19 protein-coding genes are annotated in these 24,606 nt (G+C 57.7%); 15 read left to right on the top strand and 4 right to left on the bottom strand.

The window, feature by feature from the left end; translation table 11 throughout:
* Positions 1–26 precede the first annotated feature (26 nt).
* The 3 genes from GA0061100_RS22770 to GA0061100_RS22795 are packed head-to-tail and all read right to left on the bottom strand — an operon-like array spanning position 27 to position 5,909.
* Positions 27–1,334: a glycosyltransferase family 4 protein gene (locus GA0061100_RS22770; protein ID WP_075855010.1), complete on the bottom strand. Its 1,308-nt coding sequence runs from the start codon at positions 1,332–1,334 to the stop codon at positions 27–29.
* A gap of 4 nt (positions 1,335–1,338) precedes the next feature.
* Positions 1,339–4,596, bottom strand: a complete 3,258-nt coding sequence (locus GA0061100_RS34150) for a nucleotide-binding protein (protein WP_244557927.1) — start codon at positions 4,594–4,596, stop codon at positions 1,339–1,341.
* A gap of 29 nt (positions 4,597–4,625) precedes the next feature.
* On the bottom strand, positions 4,626–5,909 hold the full coding sequence (locus GA0061100_RS22795) for a polysaccharide biosynthesis/export family protein (RefSeq protein WP_244557928.1): 1,284 nt from the start codon (positions 5,907–5,909) through the stop codon (positions 4,626–4,628).
* Positions 5,910–6,275: 366 nt separating this feature from the next.
* Here GA0061100_RS22795 and GA0061100_RS22800 point away from each other — a divergent pair, with 366 nt between their 5' ends.
* The 14 genes from GA0061100_RS22800 (at position 6,276) to GA0061100_RS22870 (ending at position 22,463) form a co-directional block, all read left to right on the top strand.
* The gene (locus GA0061100_RS22800) at positions 6,276–7,463 is read left to right on the top strand and encodes a glycosyltransferase (RefSeq protein ID WP_075855011.1); all 1,188 of its coding nucleotides are present in this window, start codon (positions 6,276–6,278) and stop codon (positions 7,461–7,463) included.
* A gap of 411 nt (positions 7,464–7,874) precedes the next feature.
* Positions 7,875–9,572: a putative bifunctional diguanylate cyclase/phosphodiesterase gene (locus tag GA0061100_RS22810; RefSeq protein ID WP_075855013.1), complete on the top strand. Its 1,698-nt coding sequence runs from the start codon at positions 7,875–7,877 to the stop codon at positions 9,570–9,572.
* Positions 9,573–9,616: 44 nt separating this feature from the next.
* Positions 9,617–10,126: a ubiquinone biosynthesis methyltransferase UbiE gene (locus GA0061100_RS22815; protein WP_075855014.1), complete on the top strand. Its 510-nt coding sequence runs from the start codon at positions 9,617–9,619 to the stop codon at positions 10,124–10,126.
* The gene (locus GA0061100_RS22820) at positions 10,123–11,298 is read left to right on the top strand and encodes a class I SAM-dependent methyltransferase (protein WP_075855015.1); all 1,176 of its coding nucleotides are present in this window, start codon (positions 10,123–10,125) and stop codon (positions 11,296–11,298) included. Before GA0061100_RS22815 ends, GA0061100_RS22820 begins: the two co-directional genes overlap by 4 nt.
* Positions 11,295–13,655 (top strand): PP2C family protein-serine/threonine phosphatase, encoded by a 2,361-nt coding sequence (locus tag GA0061100_RS22825; protein ID WP_075855016.1) that lies wholly within the window; start codon positions 11,295–11,297, stop codon positions 13,653–13,655. The genes GA0061100_RS22820 and GA0061100_RS22825 overlap by 4 nt, the downstream gene beginning before the upstream one ends.
* A gap of 4 nt (positions 13,656–13,659) precedes the next feature.
* Positions 13,660–14,214, top strand: a complete 555-nt coding sequence (locus GA0061100_RS22830; protein ID WP_075855017.1) for a slr1658 superfamily regulator — start codon at positions 13,660–13,662, stop codon at positions 14,212–14,214.
* Between the two features lie 18 nt (positions 14,215–14,232).
* Positions 14,233–14,571: a slr1659 superfamily regulator gene (locus GA0061100_RS22835; protein ID WP_075855018.1), complete on the top strand. Its 339-nt coding sequence runs from the start codon at positions 14,233–14,235 to the stop codon at positions 14,569–14,571.
* Positions 14,572–15,152: 581 nt separating this feature from the next.
* Positions 15,153–16,166 (top strand): UDP-glucuronic acid decarboxylase family protein, encoded by a 1,014-nt coding sequence (locus tag GA0061100_RS22840; protein ID WP_075855019.1) that lies wholly within the window; start codon positions 15,153–15,155, stop codon positions 16,164–16,166.
* Positions 16,166–17,152 (top strand): UDP-glucose 4-epimerase GalE, encoded by a 987-nt coding sequence (galE, locus tag GA0061100_RS22845; RefSeq protein WP_075855020.1) that lies wholly within the window; start codon positions 16,166–16,168, stop codon positions 17,150–17,152. The genes GA0061100_RS22840 and galE overlap by 1 nt, the downstream gene beginning before the upstream one ends.
* A complete protein-coding gene (locus GA0061100_RS22850; RefSeq protein ID WP_075855021.1) occupies positions 17,149–18,978 on the top strand; it encodes a glycosyltransferase family 2 protein in 1,830 nt (609 codons plus the stop codon). The genes galE and GA0061100_RS22850 overlap by 4 nt, the downstream gene beginning before the upstream one ends.
* Before the next feature lie 38 nt (positions 18,979–19,016).
* Positions 19,017–20,429: a UDP-glucose dehydrogenase family protein gene (locus GA0061100_RS22855; protein WP_075855022.1), complete on the top strand. Its 1,413-nt coding sequence runs from the start codon at positions 19,017–19,019 to the stop codon at positions 20,427–20,429.
* 1 nt (position 20,430) lies between these two features.
* Complete coding sequence (locus tag GA0061100_RS22860; protein WP_075855023.1) at positions 20,431–20,970, top strand: DUF995 domain-containing protein; 540 nt, start codon at positions 20,431–20,433, stop codon at positions 20,968–20,970.
* Between the two features lie 17 nt (positions 20,971–20,987).
* Positions 20,988–21,935, top strand: a complete 948-nt coding sequence (locus GA0061100_RS22865; RefSeq protein ID WP_075855024.1) for a glycoside hydrolase family 26 protein — start codon at positions 20,988–20,990, stop codon at positions 21,933–21,935.
* Between the two features lie 30 nt (positions 21,936–21,965).
* Complete coding sequence (locus tag GA0061100_RS22870; protein WP_075855025.1) at positions 21,966–22,463, top strand: DUF995 domain-containing protein; 498 nt, start codon at positions 21,966–21,968, stop codon at positions 22,461–22,463.
* Between the two features lie 131 nt (positions 22,464–22,594).
* On the opposite strand, the gene GA0061100_RS22875 is transcribed toward GA0061100_RS22870, so the two are convergent.
* The gene (locus GA0061100_RS22875; protein ID WP_075855133.1) at positions 22,595–22,915 is read right to left on the bottom strand and encodes a hypothetical protein; all 321 of its coding nucleotides are present in this window, start codon (positions 22,913–22,915) and stop codon (positions 22,595–22,597) included.
* Positions 22,916–23,424: 509 nt separating this feature from the next.
* Between GA0061100_RS22875 and GA0061100_RS22880 the strand changes: the two genes are divergently transcribed.
* Complete coding sequence (locus tag GA0061100_RS22880) at positions 23,425–24,555, top strand: helix-turn-helix domain-containing protein (RefSeq protein ID WP_075855134.1); 1,131 nt, start codon at positions 23,425–23,427, stop codon at positions 24,553–24,555.
* Positions 24,556–24,606: the final 51 nt, after the last annotated feature.

Consider the following 24,606-nt stretch of genomic DNA (forward strand, 5'->3'; position numbering starts at 1 on the left):
GCCGGACACAGAGCTACCCCCAAGCCTCAGCCTGCCTCATCGATCAGCCGATGAGCGGCTGAAAAGTCGTCATTCAAGGTCGACCGCAAGTTCATCCCGGCGGCGTTTGCGCGGTCGAGAACGCGATCGTACAGGGCGAGCAATGCGTCGCGCCACGAGACCGGTGTATGCGCCAGCTCACCTGACCGGCGGAGGCAATTCACACTCATCAGGCGAAGCAGCATGTCATCGCTGGCAAGCCGGCGCATTCCGCTTGCGAGCGTTTCCACCTTTCCGCCCTGAAAGGTCAGGCCGCATCCGAGCATCGAAAGTTCGTCGCCGAGAAGCGCGGTGTCCGGCAAGATCACCGGTATGCCGCTTGTCACGGCCTCGAGTGCTGCCAGTCCGAAGGGTTCCGGCACCCGGGAGGAAACAACGAGCGCACGCGCGTCGCAAAGGATGTTCCGCATCTCGCTCTTGGACTTCCAGCCATGAATGACGACCTCCGGAAAATCCCGCTCCAGGCGAGCGCGACCGGCGCCGTCGCCTATGATCTGCAGCCTCCCACCGGCAAGCCGTGCTGCGATCGCGGCATCCTCAAATCCCTTTTCCGGCTCCAGCCGGCCGACAAAGAAAAAGTCGCGCTTCTTCCAGGGCTCCGTGGGATGGTCAAGGAAGGGCTCAACCGGATTGCGAATTGTCTCGATGTTGCCCATGTCGATCTGCCCGCGGGCGAAATATTCGCGCATGCGTTGATGCACGACGACGATATTGGCGGCAAATTGCTGGATGGGATAATAATGCTCCCTCACCATATGGCGGGCCGATCTCCAGATCTTCTCATGGTAGCCGCGCTTGTCGCAGTTTGTCGCCAGACAGCCGAGCGACATCGGCGTCAACGGGCAGACCTGGCTTCTGCGGTAATTGGCAAACCCACCGTTCGGGCAGGAGAGGAAATAGTCGTGAGCGTGCAGGACGACACGGTCGCGAACCGGCCACAAAGCCCGAAAAATAGATGGCGACAGGATCTTCGACCAGCCATGGACATGATAGATGGTGCCCTTGGTATCGACGCGCGACATCAGAGCATTGAGCCCGTCATAGGCTTGACGGCTGTAAAGGCCGCTGGCAAGCGCGCTGAGACGTGGCTGCTGCATCAGCGGCTGCGCTGCCAGATTGATGGTGTCAGATGCCGGTCTTTCGGAGCCGGCGCTATCGCCGGCGAAATAGGTCACGGCGACCCCGGCTTCCTGCAGCAAGGTAGCTGAAAGTATCGCAAGATTCGACGCTCCGCCTATCTTGGCGGAGCGGTCGTTGATGACGACGATGCGATCGAGGCCGGATGAGCGCGCCACTGGACTATTCCAATGCTTCGATGTTCTGCGGCGCCAGTCTGCCCTTGAGCAGATCGCGAAGCGCGATGACATTGCCCTTGAGGCGACCCTTGCGATCGACCCAGGGTTCCGGTCGCAACACCTTGACGAGGTTGGCTGCAAGATTGCGGCTGATCTGCATCGTTGCCTGCGGCACGCTCATCGTGCGCTTGCGCATGAGATAAAGCGGGTTTGCTATTTGCGAATAGCCGAGACGGACACCACCCGATCGGCCACCTTTCGTGCCGAGATGAACGCCTTCGAGCTGCTTGACGCTGACAACCTGGCCATAATGGGCCACGAGCCGGCTGAAATCGACATCCTCGAGCCAGCCATAGAAGGGCAGGTTCTCATCGAAACGCAGGGCCGCGGCTTTGACGATGGCCATGCGGATCGCCATGTTGCAGCCATAGGCGTTGTAAACAGGTCGGATTTGCATTGAAGGCTCGGAGCGGCGGCGGCGCCCCGCATCGACCAGACGTAAGCCATCGCGAACGGAAATACCCGGTCCCGTAATGCCGTCGGCCAAGATGGTTCCGGTGCACATGGCGACATCGGGTTGCAACTGAAAAAGCCGTTCCGTTTCCTCGATATAGGCAGGCGTCATCAGAAAATCGTCATCGAGAAAAAGGACGATATCCGCATCCTGAACGCTGTCGAGGATGCGATTGCGCTGACGGCAAAGCCCCCGCTCGCTGATAAGCACCCGTACCGGAATGTCGAGATTTCGCAGGCAGCTCGGATCGATGTCTTCCGGCGAGGAAAGGCAGACGACGATCTCGTCCGGCTTCCGGGTTTGGCTGGCAACATGCGGGAGGATGGACGACAGGATATCGCGGCGGCCGGAGCTTGCGATACCGAGCGTGATCTTCAGGGGGCGACCCGTTACGCTGCCCGTAAGCCGCCTTGCAGATGCACGCACCTGACGACGGTCCTGCCTGCGACGCAAAAGACGCTTATCCTGGTGGTGACGCCTCTCGTGACTGCGATTGGCGATGATGCCCAGGATATTGATCGTTGTCGTGCCGAAGCTCGCCAGTGCGTCCGACAGCCTCTCCACCGTCATCTTGTTCGTCTGCCCGACAACGACGACGATGCCCTCGAGATAGGTGCAGATGACGCGGGTATCGGCAGAATCCTCGAAAGCGGACATATCGACGATGACGACCTTGTAGCGCCGGCGCAACAAGTCGATCTCAGCCTTCAGCGCGGGCAGATGCCCATAGCGCTGAAAAGCGGTCACGGATTTTTCGGTCTCGTCGACGGTGACGACCGGGACACCGCCATGGGCCTGCATGACCTCGGCCTCGGGCTCGTGCTCAGCCTTCGCGACAAGCACGCCACCTTCATGGGCGACGGCATAGCGGCGCGGCACATCATTGATACTTAAGGCCTCCATGCCGAAATCCGTGCCGGCTTCGGTCACCACGCAGCTCAGTCTCGCATTGAGGAAATCGGCGTCGACGAGCACAACGGATGCACCTTCGTGCTGGTAGAGTTGTGCGAGATTGGTTGCGATCGTGGTCTTGCCTTCGCCGGTGCCGACCGAGGTGATGCCGATCACCATGGGTGCGTTCGGCGGGAAGGCGGAATCGATCGAGTGCTTGACGCCACGCAAGGCTTCGGAAAATTGCGAATAGGGCGTATCGAGCACGGACCTCAGCGGCAGCATCGTTCGTCGCCAGCCGGCATTGGCGGTCGCCATGCGCCCCGGCAGGAAGGACGGGCTGATGTAGACGGGCACGTGGCCGAGAGAGCTGATCCCCAATTCCCGCCGCAGCTTTTCGCTGGAGCTGACGCGACGATCGAGGCCATCCCGCAAAAGGGCCGCCATGACGCCGGCTGCAAGGCCGAGCATGGCCGTGAACGGCAGGACGAAGGAGGATTTCGGCCAGGTCTTTGCCAGCGGCACGGCAGCCGCGGTCACGACGCGAACATTGCCGAGCGGAAACGATTCCTTTTGTAGCGCGCCAATCAGCTGCTGCAGGATGCTTTCATACATCCGGCGATAGGTGGTAGCGCGGCTTTCCATCTCCGACAGCTCCACTCTTGCCAGATTCTTGTCCGTTCCGGCGTCTTTCAGCGAGGCCAATTCATCGCTGAGGAGCTTTTCCCGAGTTTTAGCGACTTCCAGATTTGCTTTATATACTGCCTGGATGCGCTCGAACTCCTTGCGCATGTCCCCCTTTATTCGATCGATTTCCTGCTGGGCAGCAATGATGGCAGGGTTATCGGCATCATATCTGCTGGTTAGGTTATTCAACTTGATCGTGGCGCCTCCGAGATCTTCCTGAAGCTTCTGTATACGCGGATTGTTCATCGTCTCATTGACATCGCCTTCGACCTTTCCACCTGACATCAGCTGGTCGAGTGTCTCGAGTTTGGCCGATTCCGCCGCCGTTTGCGCCTTGGCTGCAACCGCCTGGCTGCTGATCTCCGATAGTTGCTGCTGATCGAGAGAGGACGACGTGCTGATCTCCATGATGCCGTTCTTGGCGCGAAACTCCTCGACATTCATCGCTGCTTCACGTGCCTGCCGTCCGACCTCGATCAAACGCGTCTCCAGCCACTTGGCTCCGCTTTGCGCTGCGGAAGCCCGTTCCGACAGACCGGTGCTGATATAGGCCTCAGCAATCGCATTCGCCGCGTTCGCCGCTTTTTGCGGGTCGACCGAACTATATCCGATCTCAAGAATGTAGGACTGACCAACGCGCGTAACCTCGACCCTCGACAGGAAGGACGCCATGGTGCGGCGCATGAGGTCATCCTCCGTGGTTTCCGCTTTCGCGCTGCCATCGTCGCCATGCTTGAAATAGCTGAAGACTGCGCGCAGCTTGTCATGCAGCGTAGCCTGCCAGGACATGCCGCCTACGATCTCCGGATCCTCTGTGAGATTGAGTTTCTGCACGACCGCGCGCGCAATCGCCTCGGATTTGACGATCTCGACCTGGCTCGCAATTTCCGCCGCTTCGATGATGACCGTTCCTGTGAAGGCATCCTGCGAGACGATGCGCCCCTGGTCGGGATCCATGACGAGCCGCGTGGTCGCCAAGTAGACTGGCTGTGTCGTCGCCATATAGAAGCCGCCGATACCGAGACCCGCCCCCGTAAACAGCGCGAAGATCATCCAATGGCGCTGCAGGAAACGCCAGACGTCGCGAAAGGAGATATATTCGCTGCCCCCTGTACCTTTGGCGTTCGAAGGAATGCTGCGCAAGCCCTTACCGATCTCGTGAATTGCCATGATTGTCGCCCCACATTGCTCGCTTATCACTATTGAGATTGGCCGGTGTCGGCGGAAGAAAGCGCCGTGCCGTCCAGGCTTCCGGAAATGTTGTAGCGCACGTCCAGAACGTCCCCTGGCTGCAGCGCAGTCGCTTCCGATGCCTTGATCGCATTGGCTTCGTCGCCGTTGCGTGTGATCCAGTATTCCATCGGCTGAAGATCGAGCGCTTTCATGCTCTGACTTCTCGAAAGCGAAGCGCCTGAAAGCTGCAGCAGCTGCAGCGTCGTATTTCGCTTCAGTTTCGTATCCTCGATTTCGGTCTCGGTAGTCTGCAGCTGTTGTCCAGCATCGGTCTTGCGTTGACCCGTGAGATTGAGTGCATCGCGCTCGGTCTCGCTCAGCTTCTGCTTTGCCTGCATCGAAGCAACGACAAGATCCAGCTTGCCTGCCTGCATCTCGGCGACGATCCGCTCCAGCGAGGTCTTTCGCGAGGTGGTCAGGATTTTGGTGTCGACCAGCTTGGAAATGTCGCTCAACTCGTCCTGCGCAATCTTCACCTGCTCGTCCTGCGACGACATCTTCTCATCAAGAATGTTGATTTCGTTGCGCAACAGCACTTCCAGATCCGCGGCGGCGGCGAGTTGCTGACGCAGAGCATCCGCCCTGGCATTGAACAGGTCGACTTCGCTCGTCATGATCTGCCAGATAGCCGATCCTTCGGGAGCGGCCTTGATTTCCGGCGGAAATGCGATCGCCGGCTGATCGTTAAGTTCGGCCATCAGGCGGGCCTTCCGGGCGCCAAGCTGTTTCAATTGCAGCTCCATCCGGCTGATCTCGCCGGCATAGCTGACCTGCTGCGCCTCCGAATAATCGCCGGTCTGGCTGGACCGGCGTTCACGCCCGCCCGCCATGGCAACGGCCTGCTTCACTGTCAGGCCAGGCCTGAACTCCAGCTCGCTCGGCTTTTCGACAGCACCGGACACATAGATCATCGGATATTTGACAACCTCGACCGAAGCTGTCGGCGCAAGCGCCAGACCGGTGATCTGTTTCAGCTTCTCGCCAATATCGGCACTGATGTCTTCGACGGTCTTGTCGCCGACCTGCATTTCTCCAATCATCGGGATTGAGATCGAACCCGATTGCGATACGACGTATTCGCCGTTCAGTGCCGTCCATTCCTTGTATTCGCCGGTTGCGGCGATCCACTCGACGATGGCGACCTTGATCCGGGCCTGAGGCCCGACATGATAGACGTCGGTGGCTGCGGCGCTCGCTATGCCGTGCATGGCTGCGCCGGAAAGAAGCAACGCCAACAACCAGGGCGCCATGAGCCGAGACGGCCTGGAGATGGAATGGTAAGCTGAAGCGCACACTCTGGACATGAGTCGAAATCTCGCTTTCTTGATCGCTTGCGCCATCACGCGGGAAAGGCGCCATGCAACGAGATCAGCAGCTGAACGCATAACGTGTAAATCCCCTACCGAAGCAACAGGGCTTATCATTTCTGGCAGGGAGGTAGGCGATGCTGCCGTCTCTTGGTCGGGCGAGCATATCCTTGTGTGCAGGCGCAGACCTGCAGCTAAATCTTTTGGCTACTCCCTTCGGCCATTTGTATGCCGCGGTGAACCGATGTAGGCCCTGTCGCAAAAGTTGCCGGCTGCCCAATGTTGTTTCGGCCCATGGAGGGAAGAGCAATGCGGGTAGCGATCGTACATTATTGGCTGGTGTCGATGCGGGGCGGAGAAAAAGTGGTCGAGGCTCTCTGCGACATGTATCCGGACGCCGATATCTTCACTCTCGTCTATGATGAAAGCCGTGTCTCCGAGAAGATCCGCGGACACAAGATTTTCACCTCCTTCCTTCAGCGAATTCCGGGTGCCGCCAAGGCCTATCAATCGCTCTTGCCGCTGATGCCCTTCGCATTGGAGAGCTTCGACCTTACCGGCTACGATCTGATCATTTCCAGCGAATCAGGCCCGGCCAAGGGCATCATCCCCCCGCCGGGGGCAACGCATGTCTGCTATTGCCATTCCCCCATGCGCTATCTTTGGGATCACTATCACTTCTATCGATCCCACGCGGGCCTCGCATCGCGGCTCGTAATGCCGATGCTTGCGCCGATGCTACGCTCCTGGGACGTCAATACGAGTATGCGGGTCGATCGCTTCGTCGCCAATTCGCATCATGTCTGCGACCGCATCGCCAAATATTATCGGCGGTCCGCGACCGTGGTCTATCCACCCGTCAATGTCGATGATTTCATGCCAGCGCCAACGACCGAGGATTTTTATCTCTGCGCCGGCCAGCTGGTTCCCTACAAGCGGATCGATCTGGCGGTCAAGGCCTTTACCCGGATGAATCGCCAGCTGGTCGTCATCGGCGAAGGCAGCGAAGCAGACGGGCTGAAACGCATCGCCGGTCCCTCGATCACTTTCCTCGGTCGGACTCCGTTTCCAATATTGAAGGAAAAACTGGCGCGCTGCCGGGCGCTGATCTTTCCCGGCGAGGAAGACTTTGGCATGGTTCCGGTGGAAGCGATGGCGAGCGGGCGGCCCGTTATCGCTTACGGAAGCGGCGGAGCGCTGGAAACAGTCGCGCCGGGAGTGACCGGCATTCTCTTCGACCAGCAGTCTGTCGACGCTCTGATCAAGGCTGTGATCGATTTCGAGGCCATGCAGCACCGCTTTCACCCGGAAACACTGCAGGCACACGCCGAACAATTCAGCACGCGCAAATTCACCGCAAGCATGCTAGCGATCATCAATGAGGAGCTGCTGATCCGCAAGGCCGCAAGGCTCCGCAGCCACCCTGCCGTTCAGGTAGGTCGCGAGGCGCAATTGCCGGTACTTGCGATGGAGCCGCACAGCAGGACGCTTCAGTAGGCGTCACGGGCAGCGGCTACCAACCTCGATCGGAAGCGAACCGTGAAAGAAGCACCGATGGCGGGCATGCTTTGCGAATCAACCAACGGGCAATCGAAACCACCCGATGGAAACCCTACAACCATTACACTGCCTCCATCCCGGGAATACAATCTTCTTGTACTTGGAATGAAACAGATAATGTCGCCGTGGCCGATTTAATCTGCACATGTCTCAGCAATCATTGCTAAATATGAAGATCTCGTAATATATTCGCTTAAAGCGGCTGCCACGTTCTGGTAAGTTACGACTTGCGTCCGCGCGCTCGATGAGACTGCGATCGTTGATACGCATGCTCCGATGCGAATGGACCATTTCAAACTGGACAATGGCCGGATTTTGCGTGGCCGGCTTGGGGGAGGACGAGGCCATATGCCCGAGAACCGAGTGGATCGGTCGCAGCGAATTCCATATGAGTCCGAATCCGACAACGGTTTAGAGGCGGTGATTTCGCTTTGGGATCTCGATCTCAAACTGCTCGATTCCTCCAGGAGATTCAAAGAGCATGTCGGCCTTCCCACCCGGAACGAGGTGACACTGTGGGAAGCTTACCCGGCGCTTGCAAAACCGGCGCTTGCCGAGCTCATTCATCAGGTCATCGATACGGGTGAACCTCGCACCATCCCGCTCGACGATCCGAGGCGGGGAAAACGCAACGTCCTCATCTCCTATATCCGGGTAGGGCTGCTGATCGTCGAAACCAACGGAGCAGGCGAGAGCCCGCCATCCGACGATAATGAAAAAGCGCGACTCATCCATCAGGCAACGCACGATGCCTTGACCGGATTGCCCAATCGCCGCCAATTCAGCGCGGCACTGGCGCAACTGCTTCCGGCGAGCGGCAAGATCGGGCCGGCGCTGATGCAGCTCGACCTCGATGACTTTAAGCCCGTCAACGACACACTTGGCCACGGCGCCGGCGACATCGTACTGAAACTCGCCGCCGAAAGAATCAAGGAGGCACTCGGCCACGGCGGAACGGTCTACCGTCTTGCCGGCGATGAGTTCGCCATCATCCAGGTCGGCCCACAGCGGGCCTTCGAGGCGGAACGGCTGGCGGATGCGCTGGTGGCCGAATTCAAGAAGCCGTTCACGGTCAACGGCATCTCTCTCTTCGTCGGCGTCAGCGTGGGGATCGCAATTGCGCCGCGCGACGGCAACGAGGGGGAGCAGCTGATGAAGGCTGCCGACGTCGCCCTTTATGCCGCCAAGAAAGAAGGGCGGCGACGGGCGCGGACTTTCGATCCGGCCATGCTGATCGTGGTCGAGCAGAGGGAGCTGCTCCGGCGCAGCCTGCGCGTGGCGCTACAGCGCGACGAGTTCTTCATCGAATATCAGCCGCTGGTGGAGCCCCCGTCCAATGTGGTCGGCTTCGAGGCGCTGCTGCGCTGGCGACATCCGACCCTCGGGATCATTCCGCCGGCGGCTTTCATTCCCATGGCCGAAGCCGATGGTCTCATGCGCGAAATCGGCCAGTGGATGCTGGAAGAAGCCTGCCGCGAAGCCCTGGCATGGCCGGCCCACTATACGCTTGCAGTCAATCTTTCACCGGCGGAATTCCTGACGCCAGGCCTGACCGATCGCGTCTCTCAAACGATCGATATCGTCGGATTCCCGGCCGAGCGCCTGGAGTTGGAAATCACCGAAGGCGTGCTTCTCGAACGCACCACCAACAATCTGGACACGCTGAACACATTGAACGTTCTCGGCATACAGATCTCCCTCGACGATTTCGGCACGGAATATTCCTCGCTCAGCTATCTCAAGAATTTTCCCTTCGATACGATCAAGATCGATCGCTATTTCATCCGCGATCTCTTGCAGGATACCAAGAGCCAAACCATCGTACGTTCCGTGATCAGCCTTGCGCACGGCCTGGACATGCGAGTGACGGCAGAAGGTGTCGAAACGCAGCAGCAGGCAGCCTGGCTCCAGCACGAGGGCTGCGACCGTCTGCAGGGCTATAGCATCAGCCCTCCGCTCGGCGCCGACAAGCTCGATGATTTCATAAGACAGGGTGCGCGCACTCAATCGGCCGCGACATTTGACGAATATCACGCCAGTCCGTGAGTTTCTGAAGCGCATTTCATTTGGGAATTTCTCGAAGGGGTACCATGGAGGAGGTGCAAGTGGCCGCGGCTTTCGAGCCATTGCTTGAACTGGAGATGGAAATGGCAACCCTGGTGGCGGACTGGTCGCATTGCGACCAATGCGCTGCCTATGTGGCCCATATGGTCAGCCACGATCGCCACGATCCCATCCGACATGCCAACCTGCTTTCAGCAGCCTTGAACGAGCTCTTCGAGATGTCGTTCCACACCAGAGAGAGCGACGGTGCTCTTACCTGCCGCTTCTACCGAAATGGCTCGACCGAACGGATCGAATTGACCTTTCCCTGCTCGGCCGAGCAATGCAATTCATATGAGGCAATCGTAGAGCGCATTGGAAGCGGCCAGGCCCTTGCTAGCTATCTCGATGTCATCACCGATGACGCGGCGCATGCCGAGCATGCGATCCTTCTCGGTCTTGCCGTCAATTACGATGCCAATATCGCGCTGTCCGGTCAGGATACAGGACTGATGACTTTCGTGGTGGATCTTGCGCTCGAAAGGCTACTCAATTGAGCAACCTCTCCTCCAGCCGCTTCACGGCGCAATTCGATGCCAATAATCAGGAATTCTCCCTGTCAGGGGTCCTTAGACCGCATTCGGTTGCCGAGCTTGCCGATGACCTCGCCCTGCTGCGCAACGGCATCGAGACGGTAAATGGCATTTGCTACATCAATCTGAAGCGCGTCACCCACATGAACAATACGGCGTTCCGTGCCTTGACCCATGTGCTCCTCGATGCGACGCGATCGAGACCCGATCTCAAACTGACGGTCGTCGCTTCAAGCGTCGTTGCATGGGCATCGCGACTGTTTCGCCATTTGAGCGATCTGTCGCCCAACATCATCGTCGAGATCTATGATTCCGCCTTCTATCCGGGGCAGACATTCGTGGAGAACCAGAGCTTCATCCCGATCCTCCGGACCCAGACGAAAATGACCTGGCGGCACGAGCGCGAGATATTGCCGCGGCACGGCCTTCGCGAGGGTTTGCATGTCGCCGATATCTGCTGCGGCATCGGCGATTTCGCCATGCTGCTGCGAAAGGATTTCAAGCCAGCGCGGATCGTTGCCCTCGACCATTCGGTGCCCAGCCTGGAATATGCCCGCAAGGTCGCCGACGACTTCGACGTCCAGGACATCGAATATACCTATGGCGATGCATCCCAGATGCTGTTCGACAGCGACCAGTTCGATTTCGTGACCTGCAGGCATTCGCTGCAGATCTTCGACCGCCCGGATGTTCTGCTTCGGGAGCTCTATCGCATATGCAAGCCCGGCGGCCGGGTCTACATCACCAACGAGAAGAACTCCCATTGTCTTGGCGAGCCCAGAGCCGACAGCATCCAGTGGACCTATAACGAGGTCGCGAAGCTGTTCGCTCACTTCGATATGGATGTCGAAATGGGTCCCAAGGGCCGCCGCATGTTGCTGGACGCCGGCTTCAAGGATGTGCGGATGGAAAGCTTCATGGTCACCAATCTCGATGGCGATCCCCAGGATTTCGCCGACATCATCACGGCATGGCAGAATGTCTATGCCGATGAAATGGCGGTCAGAAGAGGGGATTCGGCCGCATTCATCGAGCGATTCAAGCAGGGTTTCGCCGATCATATTTTTGCCGCGCTCCATCCAAGAGGCTATGCCGGCTGGCCGATCTGGGCTTCTTCGGGACAGAAACCGCTATGACAGACGCGTCAATTGCCAAGCAACGGCTGGGCCTACGCTCATTTCGCGCCAAATTTCTACTTGTCGTCGGGGGAGCCGTCCTATTCGACCTCATGGTCAGTGGTGGCCTTGCATTGTGGAACGTGCAGCGCCTTTCGCGCAACGCCACGACGGAAGTGGGACAGGGCCTGGAGAAGGCCAGCCAGGATTACATTCGCTCCTATGCGGATTCGACCGCCGCAGAGGTCGGTTTGCTGATCGATCAGGTCCATTCCGATGTGAAGGCGCTGGCGGGTGTGCTTCAGGGACAGATCGACAATCCGGCAAGAAGTGGCGATGTCGGCGCCGCCATGACCAAGGCTTCTCCGGGCGCCGTAACGGTGACCTACGATCCAGGCGGTCAGTGGGCGCAAAATCTTCCCGGAACGCCCTCGGTCGTCAGTGTCTGGGGCTACCTTCTGGATAAGGATCACCGCCCCCTGCCCCAGGTCCAGGCTGACATAGAATGGAGCGCCGTGCTCGATCTGGTCGCTCCTTCATTGCTGCATAACGGCGCGTCCAAGCTGCAGATGTATTATATCGGCCCGAGGGAGCGTCCGATTTTCCGGACCGCGCCCTATACGACGCAGGCGCAGACCTTCGACCGGCTCTATCCCGGCCATAACAGCTCTGATTTTTGGACATTCTTCTTTCCGGGTCTCTACGAATCCTGGCAGCAATGGGCCTCCAACCCGTCATCGCGCCCCGTTGCCGATTACATTACCCAGACGGCTCCCTATACCGATGCCATCACCGGAAAGCTGATCGTCAGCTTTTTTCATCCGCTCTGGACGCCGGATCGGCATCACCTGGCCGGCGCGGCCGGCGCCGATATCACGCTCACACAACTTGCCGAGATCGTTGAACATGTGAAAGTCGCCCAGACCGGCTTCGGCTTCCTCGCCATGTCGAATGGAAATGTCGTCGCAATCAATCCCGTGGGCGAGAAGGTCATCGGCCTGCGTGCCGCCAACGATGCGGCTGCCAAGGGGGTCACCGGCGTCGACCGATCCTTGCGCAACAGTAGCCAAACGGCGATTACCAAGCTGCCGCTCGATGCCGACGGCACGATCCAGCATATTTCCCTCAACGAACAGGGAGAGGACGTTCCCTATCTCGTGGTCGTCAAGCAATTGCACCCGACCAATCTCTGGGTGGATGGACCGGTGCAGCGCGAGGTGATGTCGCTCGGGATAGTCGTACCTGAGCGCGAGATCTATGCCTCGCTCATTGCCGCCAAGGATGAGATATCGCGGGCGACCAATCGCATCCTGCTCTATCAAATCATGGCGGTCCTGGTGTCCCTCATGATCGTCACGGCGGCGGTCTTTGCTGCCTCGAAGCGCGTCACCAGCGGCATCAGCGCGCTGGCGAGCGCCGCCAAGCGCATACAGGCGAAGGACTATTCCGTCAGGGTCGATATCTCGACCAGGGACGAAGTGGCGGAAGCCGGCATCGCATTCAACCGGATGGCGGAGGATATCAGTTTCCACACCGAAAACCTCGAAAAGCTCGTTTCGGACCGAACCAAGGAGATCGAGGCGGCCAAGGAAGAGATTTCGACCCTCAACAGCCAGTTGAAAAACGAAAACCTGCGGCTGGGTGCCGAACTCAATGTCGCCAGACAGATCCAGCTCATGGTCCTGCCGCGGGCCAAGGAGCTGACGGCAATCAAGCACCTGGAAATAGCCGCCTACATGCGCCCTGCCGACGAAGTCGGCGGCGACTACTACGATGTTCTACAGAACGGAAACAACCTCAAGATCGGCATTGGCGACGTGACCGGCCACGGGCTGGAGAGCGGCGTGCTGATGCTGATGGTGCAATCGATCGCGCGCGCCCTACAGGAGGCGGGCGAGATGGACCCGGCGAAATTCCTGACCGATCTCAACCGCGCAATCTTCAAGAACATCGAGCGCACGCGGACCGACAAGCATCTTACCTTGTCGTTCCTCGACTATGACGGCGAGAGACTGACAATATCCGGCCAGCACGAAGACATGATCATCATTCGTCAGGACGGCAAGGTAGAGCGGATAGACACAGGTGATCTCGGTCTTCCTGTCGGCCTCGAGCCTGATATTGCTCCGTTTATCGACACGCGGCAAATATCCTTCGAGAAAGGTGACATGATTGTCCTGCATACTGATGGCGTCACCGAAGCGGAGAATTCAAAAGGCGAACTGTTCGGTTTCGACAGGCTTTTGGAGGATGCCCGCCGCCTGCATGGCGGGACTGCGGAAGAGGTCGTCGAAGGCATACTCGACGATTTGATGGCTTACATCGGAACCCATAAGATCCATGACGATATTACTCTTGTGGTGATGCGGCACAGGTGAGGAGATGAGGACGGCAACTTTCGGCAAGGAACATCTGGTTTCGTTCGACGGCACCAACGCTCTTCGTATTCGCCTGTTCGACGGACCTCTTCATCTGGCATGGCGCCATTCGGCCATGACATCCGACTTTATCGCGGAGACTATGGCGCTCGGCTTCCGCGCTTCCGAGCGTCAATATAAGACGGTGCGACACGACATAGGCTACCTGACCAACGAGCTCATCGAAAACTCCATCAAGTTCCGCTCCTCGGGCGAGATCCTTATCGAGGCGCTGAGGGATGCCCATCATTTCAGAATGCGGATCGTGAACCTGATCGACCGCGAAGCGACTAACCGTTTCCAGGAATTATTGCTGAGGGTTACAGCCGGCGACCCCAGCGATCTCCTGATAGAACAGATCGAGGCAAGCGTTCTTGCCGGTGACAATGCATCCGGGTTAGGACTGTTGACATTGATGAGCGACTACCAGGTTCAATTGGCCTGGCATTTCGAAGAGGATGGTCCGCACAAACGGATCAAGCTGCAAACCTATGCCGCGATGGCGATATCATCGGCGTGAACCCGCGAGAGGCCCTTTATGGAAATCAAAGAAGAAGCATTCCGCGTCTGGTCCGAAGGCAGTACTTTGTATTTTGACGGAACCATGCGTCTGGCTGGTCCCGATGCCTATGCGCCGGTCTATGATCTGGCCAGGACAATCCTTCATGGTGGTGGAGGCAAAGCGACTTTCGATCTGACCGGTCTGCAATTCTTGAATTCTTCGGGCATCAACCTGCTTGCCAAACTGACGATAGAGGCACGCAAGCATCCAGATATCCACCTCACCGTGTGCGGCTCGTCGCAAATTCCCTGGCAGATGAAATCATTGCCAAACCTGAAAAAGCTGCATCCGCGCCTGGATTTGCGCCTGACCTAGCCATCAAACGCTCACGCCCCTTATCCGGGGTGTTCCCACGGGGTGCCAGAAAGCTCATGCGCCCGGGCATTCGGCTTATGGGATGTCCGCTTACAAAATCTCAAATAAGCCACAGCGCTTTTGTCGCCGTTGCGCCGCGCTCGGACACGAAAACTTGCTGGAGAAGAGGCGCATCGTGACACAGCATATTGCGCGAATTTATTTGAAGCCGAATTTCGGTTCGCTCCCCCTTACGCCTGTCGGTTTTTCCGTCTGAGGCGAACATAAATAGAAATACTCAATGATATTCTATTGATATGCTATAGAATATAAGTATATATAAATTCCATAGTAAAAACTTCAGCTTAAAACATGCGCTCAATGTAATTTATCTTGAGAGAACGCACCTATTATTATAGCCGTAAAAATGGACAGAATGTAAAACTTCTGCATTCCCTGATAACGACAGCATAGTTAAACATTAGTAAACTATAACCGTAAATTGCAGCAATAATTCCCAGTTGTAAAAGCCTTGAACAGGGGCGGAAGTCTTACTTCGCCCTGAATACTCGGCTGCGTGTCTAAATTACCGGGAGGGTTTGATGGGCATAGCGTTCAAATCTGCAAGTGTAGCTCCAAAAAATACGAAGAGACGCACTATTCTTGTTGCGGGAGGCGCGGGGTTCCTCGGCTCGCACCTTTGCGATCGACTTCTGCAGGATGGTCACGAAGTTATCTGCGTGGATGATTTTTCAACGGGGCGGATGGACAATCTATGGCATCTGCTTCGCTACGACACATTCAGCTTTATCCGCCACGACGTCATAGCGTCACTCGATCTGCCTGTCAGCGAGATCTACAATCTGGCCTGCCCGGCATCTCCGCCGCATTATCAGGCCGATCCGATCCATACGATGAAAACATGCGTCTTCGGCTCGCTCAATCTGCTGGAGCTTGCCACGCATCACCAAGCGCGCATCTTCCAGGCCTCGACCTCGGAGATCTATGGAGATCCCCTGGTACATCCGCAACCGGAGAACTATTGGGGCAACGTCAATTCCTTCGGCCCCCGCTCGTGCTACGACGAAGGCAAGCGCTCTGCCGAAACTCTTTTCCGTGACTTTCACGCCCAGCACGGCGTCGATATCAGGATTGCGCGCATCTTCAACACCTATGGGCCGCGCATGCGCCCCGACGACGGCCGTGTCGTTTCCAATTTCATCGTCCAGGCACTCAAGGGCCAGGACATCACCGTCTATGGCGATGGCTCCCAGACGCGCTCGTTCTGCTATGTCGCCGACCTGATCAATGGTTTCGTTCGACTGATGGCCGACCAAACAGCCATCCATACGCCTGTCAATCTCGGCAATCCGGCGGAATTTACCGTGCGTGACCTTGCCGAACAGGTCATCGCGATCACCGGTTCGAACTCAAAGATCGTCCATAAGCCCTTGCCGATCGACGATCCGCGCCAGCGCCGGCCCGACATCACCGTCGCAAAACGCGAACTGGGATGGGAACCATCCGTCGCCTTGGCGGACGGGCTGAAATCCACCATCGCCTACTTCGAACGTCAGCTGGTTCGTCCGAACAGCGAGCTTTTCGAGGTTGCGTGATGATCAGGCAAAAGATACTCGTCGTGGGTGGCGCCGGCTTCATCGGCAGCCACACCGCAAAGCTCCTCCATCGTCGGGGCTTCGAGCCGGTCGTCTATGACAACCTCTCGACGGGGCACCTGACCTCCGTGCGCTGGGGGCCTTTTGTGCAAGGAGATATTCTCGACACGCCCCGTCTTGCCAAGGCGATCGAGGACCACAGGCCTGCGGCAATCATACATTTCGCCGCCTCGGCCTATGTCGGCGAGTCCGTTGAGAATCCTGCGAAATACTATGCCAACAATGTCAACGGCACGCTGTCGGTTCTGGAGGCATGCCGCCGTACGGAAGCGGATAAGCTGATCTTTTCATCGAGCTGCGCGATCTACGGAATTCCCACCCATCTGCCGATCCGCGAATGCGAGATGCCCCAGCCGATAAATCCCTATGGCAGAACGAAGTTGATTGCCGAACATATGCTTGCCGATTATTCGGCGGCCTACGGACTTTCTTATGTGGCGCTGCGCTATTTCAACGCCTCGGGCGCCGATCCGGAGCAAGAGCTCGGCGAATGGCATGATCCCGAAACGCATCTCATTCCCCGCGCATTGCTGGCAACGGCCGGCACGATCGAAACCCTGGAAGTCTATGGAGACGATTACGACACACCGGACGGCACCTGTGTGCGCGACTATATCCATGTGCTGGATCTTGCCAGGGCGCATGTCCTGGCAGTCGAATATCTGTTGGCCGGCGGCGGCAATCTCGCTGTCAATCTGGGGACAGGACGCGGCACGTCGATCAAGGAGATCGTCGGCGCGATCGAGCGTGTTTGCGGGCGCAAGGTTCCTGTCGTCATGCACAGGCGGCGACCGGGCGATCCGCCTGCCCTCTATGCCGCTTCCGATCTTGCCGCCGAAAAGCTCGGCTTCCGCGCTCTGCATTCGGATATCGACACGATCATCCGGACCGCAGCTCCCTTCTTCGGGCTGGAGATGCGAGGATGACATCGATCCGGACACGAGCCGAAGCAATGAAGGACAGGGCGCTGATGACGCCGGTCCTGCAGGGTCGCCAGCGCGCGGAATATGCGGTTTGCGCCATGCTGTGGCTTGCGGCACTCGGCTATTTCTGGAGCTGGTGGCTTACGCCCGCACACCATGTCGACGTTGCAGGGTCGGTCTTGCTGACCCTGGTGCTTGCCTGGGTGACGGTCATTCCGGCCTATTTCATCGTCGTCTTCTTTCGCGCCGAAAAGCCGACGGGGCAATTGCGGCTCCCGGCGGGCAGCCGCATCGCCATGGTCGTAACCAAAGCGCCATCGGAGCCCTTTGCGGTGGTCGCCCGGACGTTGGATGCGATGCTGGCGCAGGAGGTGCCGCACGACACCTGGCTTGCAGATGAAGACCCGTCACCCTCGACGCTGGATTGGTGCCGCAAACATGGTGTCCAGGTTTCCACCCGGAAGGGACGGGAAGACTATCATCGCCAGACATGGCCGCGGCGCACCCGCTGCAAGGAAGGCAATCTTGCCTTCTTCTACGATCAATACGGCTATGAAGGCTATGATTTCGTCGTGCAGCTCGATGCCGATCATGTGCCCGAGCAAGGCTATCTTTTCCAAATGCTTCGTCCCTTCGCCGATCCGGCAGTCGGCTATGTATCCGCGCCGAGCATTTGCGACCAGAACGCTCGTGAAAGCTGGTCGGCACGTGGCCGTCTCTATGCGGAAGCCAGCATGCACGGATCGCTTCAGGCGGGGTTCAATCACGGGCTCTCGCCGCTTTGCATCGGCTCGCACTATGCCGTTCGCACCAAGGCCCTCAAGAGCATTGGCGGGCTGGGGCCTGAGCTGGCGGAAGACCATTCCACCACGCTGATGATGAATGCGCATGGTTGGCGTGGCATTCATGCGCTCGATGCCATTGCTCATGGCGATGGCCCGCGCACCTTTGCCGATCTCATCACCCAGGAGTTTCAGTGGTCGCGCAGCCTGATGATGATCCTGCTGCAGTACTCACCGAGCTTGATCAAGCGGCTGCCGCCACGTCTCAAGATCCAGTTCCTGTTTTCGCAGCTCTGGTATTCCCTCTTCTCGCTCTTCATGGCGCTGATGTTCATCATGCCGATCGTCGCGCTCATCAGAGGAAAGACCTTTGTCGATGTATCCTATCCCGACTTCCTGCTGCACTTCGTGCCGCAATCCGTCCTGCTGATCCTGTTCGCCTATCGCTGGCGCAGTACGCATACGTTCAGACCGGTCGATGCCAGGATCTTGAGCTGGGAGATGACGCTGTTCCTGTTTGCTCGCTGGCCGTGGGCGCTCGTGGGTGCTCTGGCTGCCATTCGCGATTGGGCGACCGGATCGTTCGTGGATTTCCGCGTCACTCCGAAAGGCACATCGGAAGTCGACCCGCTGCCGTTCCGGGTCCTTGCACCCTATGCCATGCTCTCTCTCGCCTCCATCGCCCCGGTGCTGTCTGTCAGCGTCGAAGAGAGCAGCGGCTTCTATATCTTCGCAACGATGAATGCTGCCATCTATACTTTACTGCTGCTGGTCATCATCGTCCAACATGCGCGTGAAAACACGCTCAGCACGAATAAGCGCCTTTATCGGCCGGCGCTCGCGAGCGCTCTGCTTGCTCTGACTGCCCTGCCATTTGTCGGCATCATGGAGCACGGCCGCGCCGGAGTGCAATCACTGATTTGGGACACCGACGGCTACGTATTGTTCGACAATCGCTTTTCGGTGGCAGGCGCAGGAATTGGCGGGCGTGGACTGCACAGAATGGTTCTCAATCCACACTGGCACGTGAGTGACACAGACAACTGAGGTTCATGACGGGAAGGACGCTATTGGCGGGAACGCACATGAAAATAGCTGTTATTGGAACCGGATATGTAGGCTTGGTCAGCGGCACATGCTTCGCCGAATGGGGCAATCGTGTCGTCTGTGTGGACAAGAATGCCGATAAGATCGCCGCTCTTCGTCACGGCAGGATGCCGATCTACGAGCCGGATCTCGACGAGCTGGTGGAGCGAAACTATGCCGCGGGACGGCTGGACTTTACCTGCGACATCGCAAAGGCCGTCGAAGGCGCGGCTATCGTCTTCATAGCGATCGCTGCTCTGCCGCATCCAGGGCAAGAGGACGCCGACCTTTCCGTCATTTATCAGGCAGTGCGCGAACTTGCAGCGCTCATCTCGCCTGATAGCGTTGTGGTGATAAGATCGACGGTGCCGGTCGGAACCGGCGACGCCGTGCACAGGATCATCAGCTCGGCCCGGACGGCAGGCACCTTCGCCGTCGCCTCCAATCCGGAATTTCTGCGCGAAGGCGTTGCCGTGCACGATTTTCTCGTTCCGGATCGTATCGTCCTCGGCGTGGAGGAAGAATGGGCCTGCAAGCGGCTCGTCGAGCTCTATGATGTCCCAATCGAGCGCCAGAATACGCCCGTCATCATCACGATGCGTCGGACGGCCGAGCTGATCAAGCATGCTGCCAATGCCTTTCTCGCCACGAAGATCACCTTCATCAACGAGCTTGCCGACCTTTGCGAGGAGATGGGCAGCGACGTCGGAGAGCTTGCTCTCGGCATGGGGCTCGACAAGCGCATCGGAGCAGGCCTCCTTGCCGCCGGCCCCGGCTATGGCGGCTCATGCTTCCCCAAAAGCGCGCTCGCACTATTGCAGACGGCGCAGGACCATGGCGTGGCGCTGCGTATCGTCGAGGAAACCCTCGCCGTCAACGAGACGCGCAAGCGGCGCATGGCACGCAAGGTCACCAAGGCACTTGGCGGCGATATTGACGGCCTGACGATTGCCGTTCTCGGCCTGACCTTCAGGCCCGATACCGACGACATGCGCGATGCGCCGTCCGTGCCGCTCATCGAAACCCTGCAGCGCCTGGGCGGCCGCATCCGGGCATATGACCCCGTCGGCATCGAGAATGCAGCAAAGGTCCTCAGCAGCGTCGACTTCTACGAGGATCTCTATGAATGCGCGAAAAATGCGGATGCCGTCGTCGTCATGACGGAATGGGACGCCATCCGCAAGATCGACCTGGCTCAGCTCAAGCAGAAGCTGCGTCAGCCTGTTCTCATAGATCTGCGAAATGCGCTGGATACGGAAGCCGCCCGCCAGATTGGCTTTCATGTCTGCGCCATAGGTAAGTCGGCAAGCACACATAGCAGCCTGCGCGATATTGCCAAGCGGCGAAACCGGCCGCGAGCCGTAAAGGCGGCAACGCCAAAGCTCGTCCCAATCACAATACGGGAGAAATAATATGAAGCCATCAAGGAAACAGACCTCCCTGGTCCCTGCAGCATCGCTGGCATGTGCGATCGTGCTTGGGCTTGCAGCGGGGAGCAATGCGGCCGTAGCCGCGACGACCACCAAGGTGCCGGATGGCGCAAGACCCATGACGGCAGCCGAACTTTACATGCTCTATCACGACAAGAGCTGGCGCTGGCCCGATGGCGCTGGCCGAATGCAGAATACCGACCGTCGATTTTCAGCCTGGGTCGACGGAACCGGCGGACAATCCTGGGCCGAAGGCCGCTGGGCTGTGACGGATACGGGCCGCCTATGCCTTGACGCAACCTGGCATGCTGCAAACGGCCAGTTTCCGGCGAAAACCTGTTTCGTCCATCGCATTCTCGATGGAACGATCTATCAGAAACGCGAGACTGGCGGAGCATGGTTCGTGTTCCGCCATCCCATCACCAAGAAAACCGATGAGGCGACAAACTTGATCGCCGACGATCTGGTCTCACAACGACTGGAGGCCTTGAAGACCTCTTTGACCGTCCGCAAGACCGAATAGAGGAAGGAGGCAATGCGATGAAAACTCTATCAAAACTAACAACGGCTTTGCTTGCGGCTGGCGCCCTCTGCGGGGGCGTGTACGCTGCCAGTAACGGCTTGGATGCAAAGGCCGAGACCCGGCCTCTCTTCAACGACAAGAGGCCGATCATCACACCCCAATCGCTACCGGGGGGTGCCTATGATCCCAACGGGGACTTTTCCAATGACCCCAGTCCGAAGATCGAGCATCTCTTCCTGCCCTGGGAAGATGTCGATCTGTCGACGCTGAGTACGGCAGACGATTATGCCCGCAAGCGCGGCCGTTCGCTGTTGATCACCGTCGAGCCCTGGTCATGGGCTCGCGACTGGCGCGTCACGCCAACCGATCTTCTCAATGGAATTCTGGCGGGTCACTACGATTCCAACATGACGGCAATCTGCTCTGCGGCAGCCAAGCTCAATGCGCCCGTCACCATTCGCTGGGCTCAGGAAATGGACGAGAAGAACGGACAGTTCACCTGGGCCTACTGGAAAGCGGACGACTACGTGAAAGCCTACAGACACGCCGTTACCGTCTGCCGCAAGAGCCTTCCCTCGGCAAAGTACATGTGGTCGCCGATGGGCAAGGATGGGCTCGAAGCCTATTATCCCGGTGATTCATTCGTCGACGTCGTCGGGCTGTCAGTCTTCGGTTACCAGCCGTTCGATCTGCGCAAGCTCGGGCGGGATTCGACCTTTGTAGAAGCGACCAAACCCGGCTACGACCGCGTGAAGCGCTTCAAGAAACCCATCGTGATCGCGGAATTGGGCTACCAGGGAAATGAGGCCTATGTTCACGCATGGGCCGAGGAAGCCAACAAGCCACATTCCGAATTCCCTGACCTGAAAGCGGTCGTCTACTTCAACGACCGTGAAGTCTACCCCTGGCCGGATGGTCTGGGCCGGCCGGACTGGCGCGTTGCCACGCCGCCCCTGTTGAATTGACCGCGATGATGAAAGCTTGAGGAGAAACACATGTCTTGGTTCCGTTTCATCATCCTGAATGCCATGTTCGCGATGCTGCTGGTCGGCACCGCGAACGCGGCGACGCAACATCAAATCGATCGAATGACTGCACGTGCGGCTCATCAAGCCATGCCGATGAGCGCCAAGGAACTGAAAAAGCTCTACGCGGGACGTTCCTGGATATGGAAAGACGGGGCCGGTTTCTTCTCTCGTCATCACCGTCGATTTACGGCCTGGTCGCACACGGGTGCCAAAAAATCCTACGCACGGGGCATCTGGTATGCGACCGATCGCGGTAGGCTCTGCATGAGCGCTGTCTGGTACAGCAAGAAAAGTGCCGCACCCAACGTGTCCTGCTTCCTGCATCGCAAGAAAGCCGGGATCATCTATCAGAAACGAGCATCAGGCGGAAAATGGTATGTGTTCCGTCATAATCCAATCAAACATGATGACGAAGTTCTGAAACTGCGGCCGGGCGACTATGTTCGCAGACATCTGCCCGGTTGAAGTCGAATACTCGCATAGGGGCTTTTACTTGGATAGCGAACGGCATGCGTCTCACCTGTTCCGTCGAACCGCTATCCGGGAAATGCCCCTATTCTTTGCCGCGCGCACCGCGCGACATCGACCGGTTCAACTCAGAATGCGCTGCGATTGTAGCAATGCGACGTTCTTCCAAACCCACTTGGCGTGCAGATATAGGGAGACCCCTTGAAGTAATCCTGGGCAGAAACCGAAGTCGTTTTGGCGAGTGAGTTTCCACTATAGAATACAACATTGTTCTTCTGATACTTCTTCATATACAGCTGAACAGTCTTATTCTTTACATGTGCGCTCTCGGCAGCATTTGCATTTTCAGTCATGACTATCGAAGATGCAATCGCAAGTATTGCCGCTACAGCAACACCAATTTTTCGATTACCAGCGGATAGATTGCAAGAGTTTTTCCAAAAACTCATAAGTTTACTCTCCTTGACAAGTTTCATTCGTGTATTTCAGCGGAAAATATTTAAGCAATTTCTATAAATATCTTGAAAATATTAACGAAATCTGCTTAATTTCCCCTCATGGCCTTCGGGCGGGGATCTGCAACAATGCTGCCTGCAATGGTAATAACTTGGCGCAACATTCGATGGATGCACAGAGCGTTAGCTCAGACATCCACAGACTTCTTTGGTTTGCCGGCCAAGGCACACCGCAAGGCAGAATTCTTTTATCGAGACATGATACGGTCACTTCCTTTATGTCCGTCCGCCACCTGGCGGGCGCTCGGATGGACTGAAATTCGGGCTGTTTTGCGACGCATGGGGAAGATCGCAGACATAAGAGGCCTGTACTGTTCGCGCGCGGTCCATTCTGGGCGTCTGTTATTCGCCTCCATGAGCGCGGGACCTCTTCATCCGCCTGTGGCAAGCACACCGCGGCGACTACCAGCCGATTTGGCATGTTCTGTCGAAAGGCCACCACGATGATGTGGGACAAGACCGAGATTACCGCCGGACAATCAGCTTTTGTCGAAAGGCGCCGGTGGCCTCGCATTTCCGAAGCTCCACTTTGCGGCCAGACCACAGATCTGCCAGAGCTCGCGTCGCTGCCATTTTCCACATCCAATGAGGCTCCCAGCCAGCAATTCCCAGCCTGGCAGAAGCATATGGCGCCGCTGATAGACGCTTATCTCCCCGAAAGCGCTCAGGCGGGGGATGGTTTCGTAGCAAGTCAAACCGTCTGGAATCTTGAAGGGGTGCTCTTCATCCAGCAACAAACGCCAGCCTTCAGCTACGAGCGCTCACCGGAGAAAGTGCGCTTCAGCGCCATAGACCATTGGCAAATCACCTTCCTGCGCACGGGCAAGACATGGACCAGCGTCAATGGGCATGTGGTCGAAAACGAGCCTGGCATGATGGAAATCCGGGCGCTTGGCTGCCCGTTTTACGGCCGCACCGTAAGCGCGCAAGCTGTCGCCCTCATTCTACCTTGCGATTTGTTTGCCGATCACGGCGGACTGCCTGGAGCAAGCAACAACATTGTCCTGGGGGGCTCACGCGTCAAGCTGCTGGCTGACTACATCGCTTTTCTCGAAGCAAACCTCGATCGTTTGACAAGGGACGATCTCCACAGTGTACGCAACCAGCTGCAAGAGATGATATTTCATAGCGTCACACCGCTGGTGGATGGCCATATGACCGGCGATCGCAGCTCCGAGATCGGACTGATGACGAAAGCTCGTCGCTTTATCCAGAGCAATCTCGGATCAGCAGACCTAACTCCGGAAGCGTTGAGCCGTGAATTGGCAATCTCCCGAACCAGGCTTTACGAACTGTTCCAGGCATCGGGTGGCGTCTTGAACTACGTGCGCAGAAGACGACTTCTGGCTGCACGCGCAGCACTTGCCGACGTGAGCAATGGTCAGAAAATTGCAGATATCGCCGGCAATCTCGGCTTCGAATCGGCAGCCAACTTCAGCCGGGCCTTTACGCACGAATTCGGCTACAGCCCAAGCGAAGTCCGCAGACATACCGGGGACTGCAAGATAGAGCATCTACCGCGGAAGACGGAGACATCCACTTTCAGCGACTGGCTTAATACGCTCGGGATTTGACGGGTATAAACAGTGCAATGGTAAAGCAATTCCGATACAGCTCGGAGATTG

The sequence above is a fragment of the Martinezella hainanensis genome (assembly GCF_900094555.1).
Classification (GTDB): Bacteria; Pseudomonadota; Alphaproteobacteria; order Rhizobiales; family Rhizobiaceae; genus Rhizobium; species Rhizobium hainanense.

What these genes read in the sequence shown, in the direction of transcription:
- GA0061100_RS34150 (WP_244557927.1), bottom strand. Translation starts at nt 4,596, where the DNA reads ATGGCAATTCACGAGATCGGTAAGGGCTTGCGCAGCATTCCTTCGAAC.
- GA0061100_RS22795 (WP_244557928.1), bottom strand. Translation starts at nt 5,909, where the DNA reads ATGGCGCCCTGGTTGTTGGCGTTGCTTCTTTCCGGCGCAGCCATGCAC.
- GA0061100_RS22800 (WP_075855011.1), top strand. Translation starts at nt 6,276, where the DNA reads ATGCGGGTAGCGATCGTACATTATTGGCTGGTGTCGATGCGGGGCGGA.
- GA0061100_RS22810 (WP_075855013.1), top strand. Translation starts at nt 7,875, where the DNA reads ATGCCCGAGAACCGAGTGGATCGGTCGCAGCGAATTCCATATGAGTCC.
- GA0061100_RS22815 (WP_075855014.1), top strand. Translation starts at nt 9,617, where the DNA reads ATGGAGGAGGTGCAAGTGGCCGCGGCTTTCGAGCCATTGCTTGAACTG.
- GA0061100_RS22825 (WP_075855016.1), top strand. Translation starts at nt 11,295, where the DNA reads ATGACAGACGCGTCAATTGCCAAGCAACGGCTGGGCCTACGCTCATTT.
- GA0061100_RS22830 (WP_075855017.1), top strand. Translation starts at nt 13,660, where the DNA reads ATGAGGACGGCAACTTTCGGCAAGGAACATCTGGTTTCGTTCGACGGC.
- GA0061100_RS22835 (WP_075855018.1), top strand. Translation starts at nt 14,233, where the DNA reads ATGGAAATCAAAGAAGAAGCATTCCGCGTCTGGTCCGAAGGCAGTACT.
- GA0061100_RS22840 (WP_075855019.1), top strand. Translation starts at nt 15,153, where the DNA reads ATGGGCATAGCGTTCAAATCTGCAAGTGTAGCTCCAAAAAATACGAAG.
- galE (WP_075855020.1), top strand. Translation starts at nt 16,166, where the DNA reads ATGATCAGGCAAAAGATACTCGTCGTGGGTGGCGCCGGCTTCATCGGC.
- GA0061100_RS22850 (WP_075855021.1), top strand. Translation starts at nt 17,149, where the DNA reads ATGACATCGATCCGGACACGAGCCGAAGCAATGAAGGACAGGGCGCTG.
- GA0061100_RS22855 (WP_075855022.1), top strand. Translation starts at nt 19,017, where the DNA reads ATGAAAATAGCTGTTATTGGAACCGGATATGTAGGCTTGGTCAGCGGC.
- GA0061100_RS22860 (WP_075855023.1), top strand. Translation starts at nt 20,431, where the DNA reads ATGAAGCCATCAAGGAAACAGACCTCCCTGGTCCCTGCAGCATCGCTG.
- GA0061100_RS22865 (WP_075855024.1), top strand. Translation starts at nt 20,988, where the DNA reads ATGAAAACTCTATCAAAACTAACAACGGCTTTGCTTGCGGCTGGCGCC.
- GA0061100_RS22870 (WP_075855025.1), top strand. Translation starts at nt 21,966, where the DNA reads ATGTCTTGGTTCCGTTTCATCATCCTGAATGCCATGTTCGCGATGCTG.
- GA0061100_RS22875 (WP_075855133.1), bottom strand. Translation starts at nt 22,915, where the DNA reads ATGAGTTTTTGGAAAAACTCTTGCAATCTATCCGCTGGTAATCGAAAA.
- GA0061100_RS22880 (WP_075855134.1), top strand. Translation starts at nt 23,425, where the DNA reads ATGATGTGGGACAAGACCGAGATTACCGCCGGACAATCAGCTTTTGTC.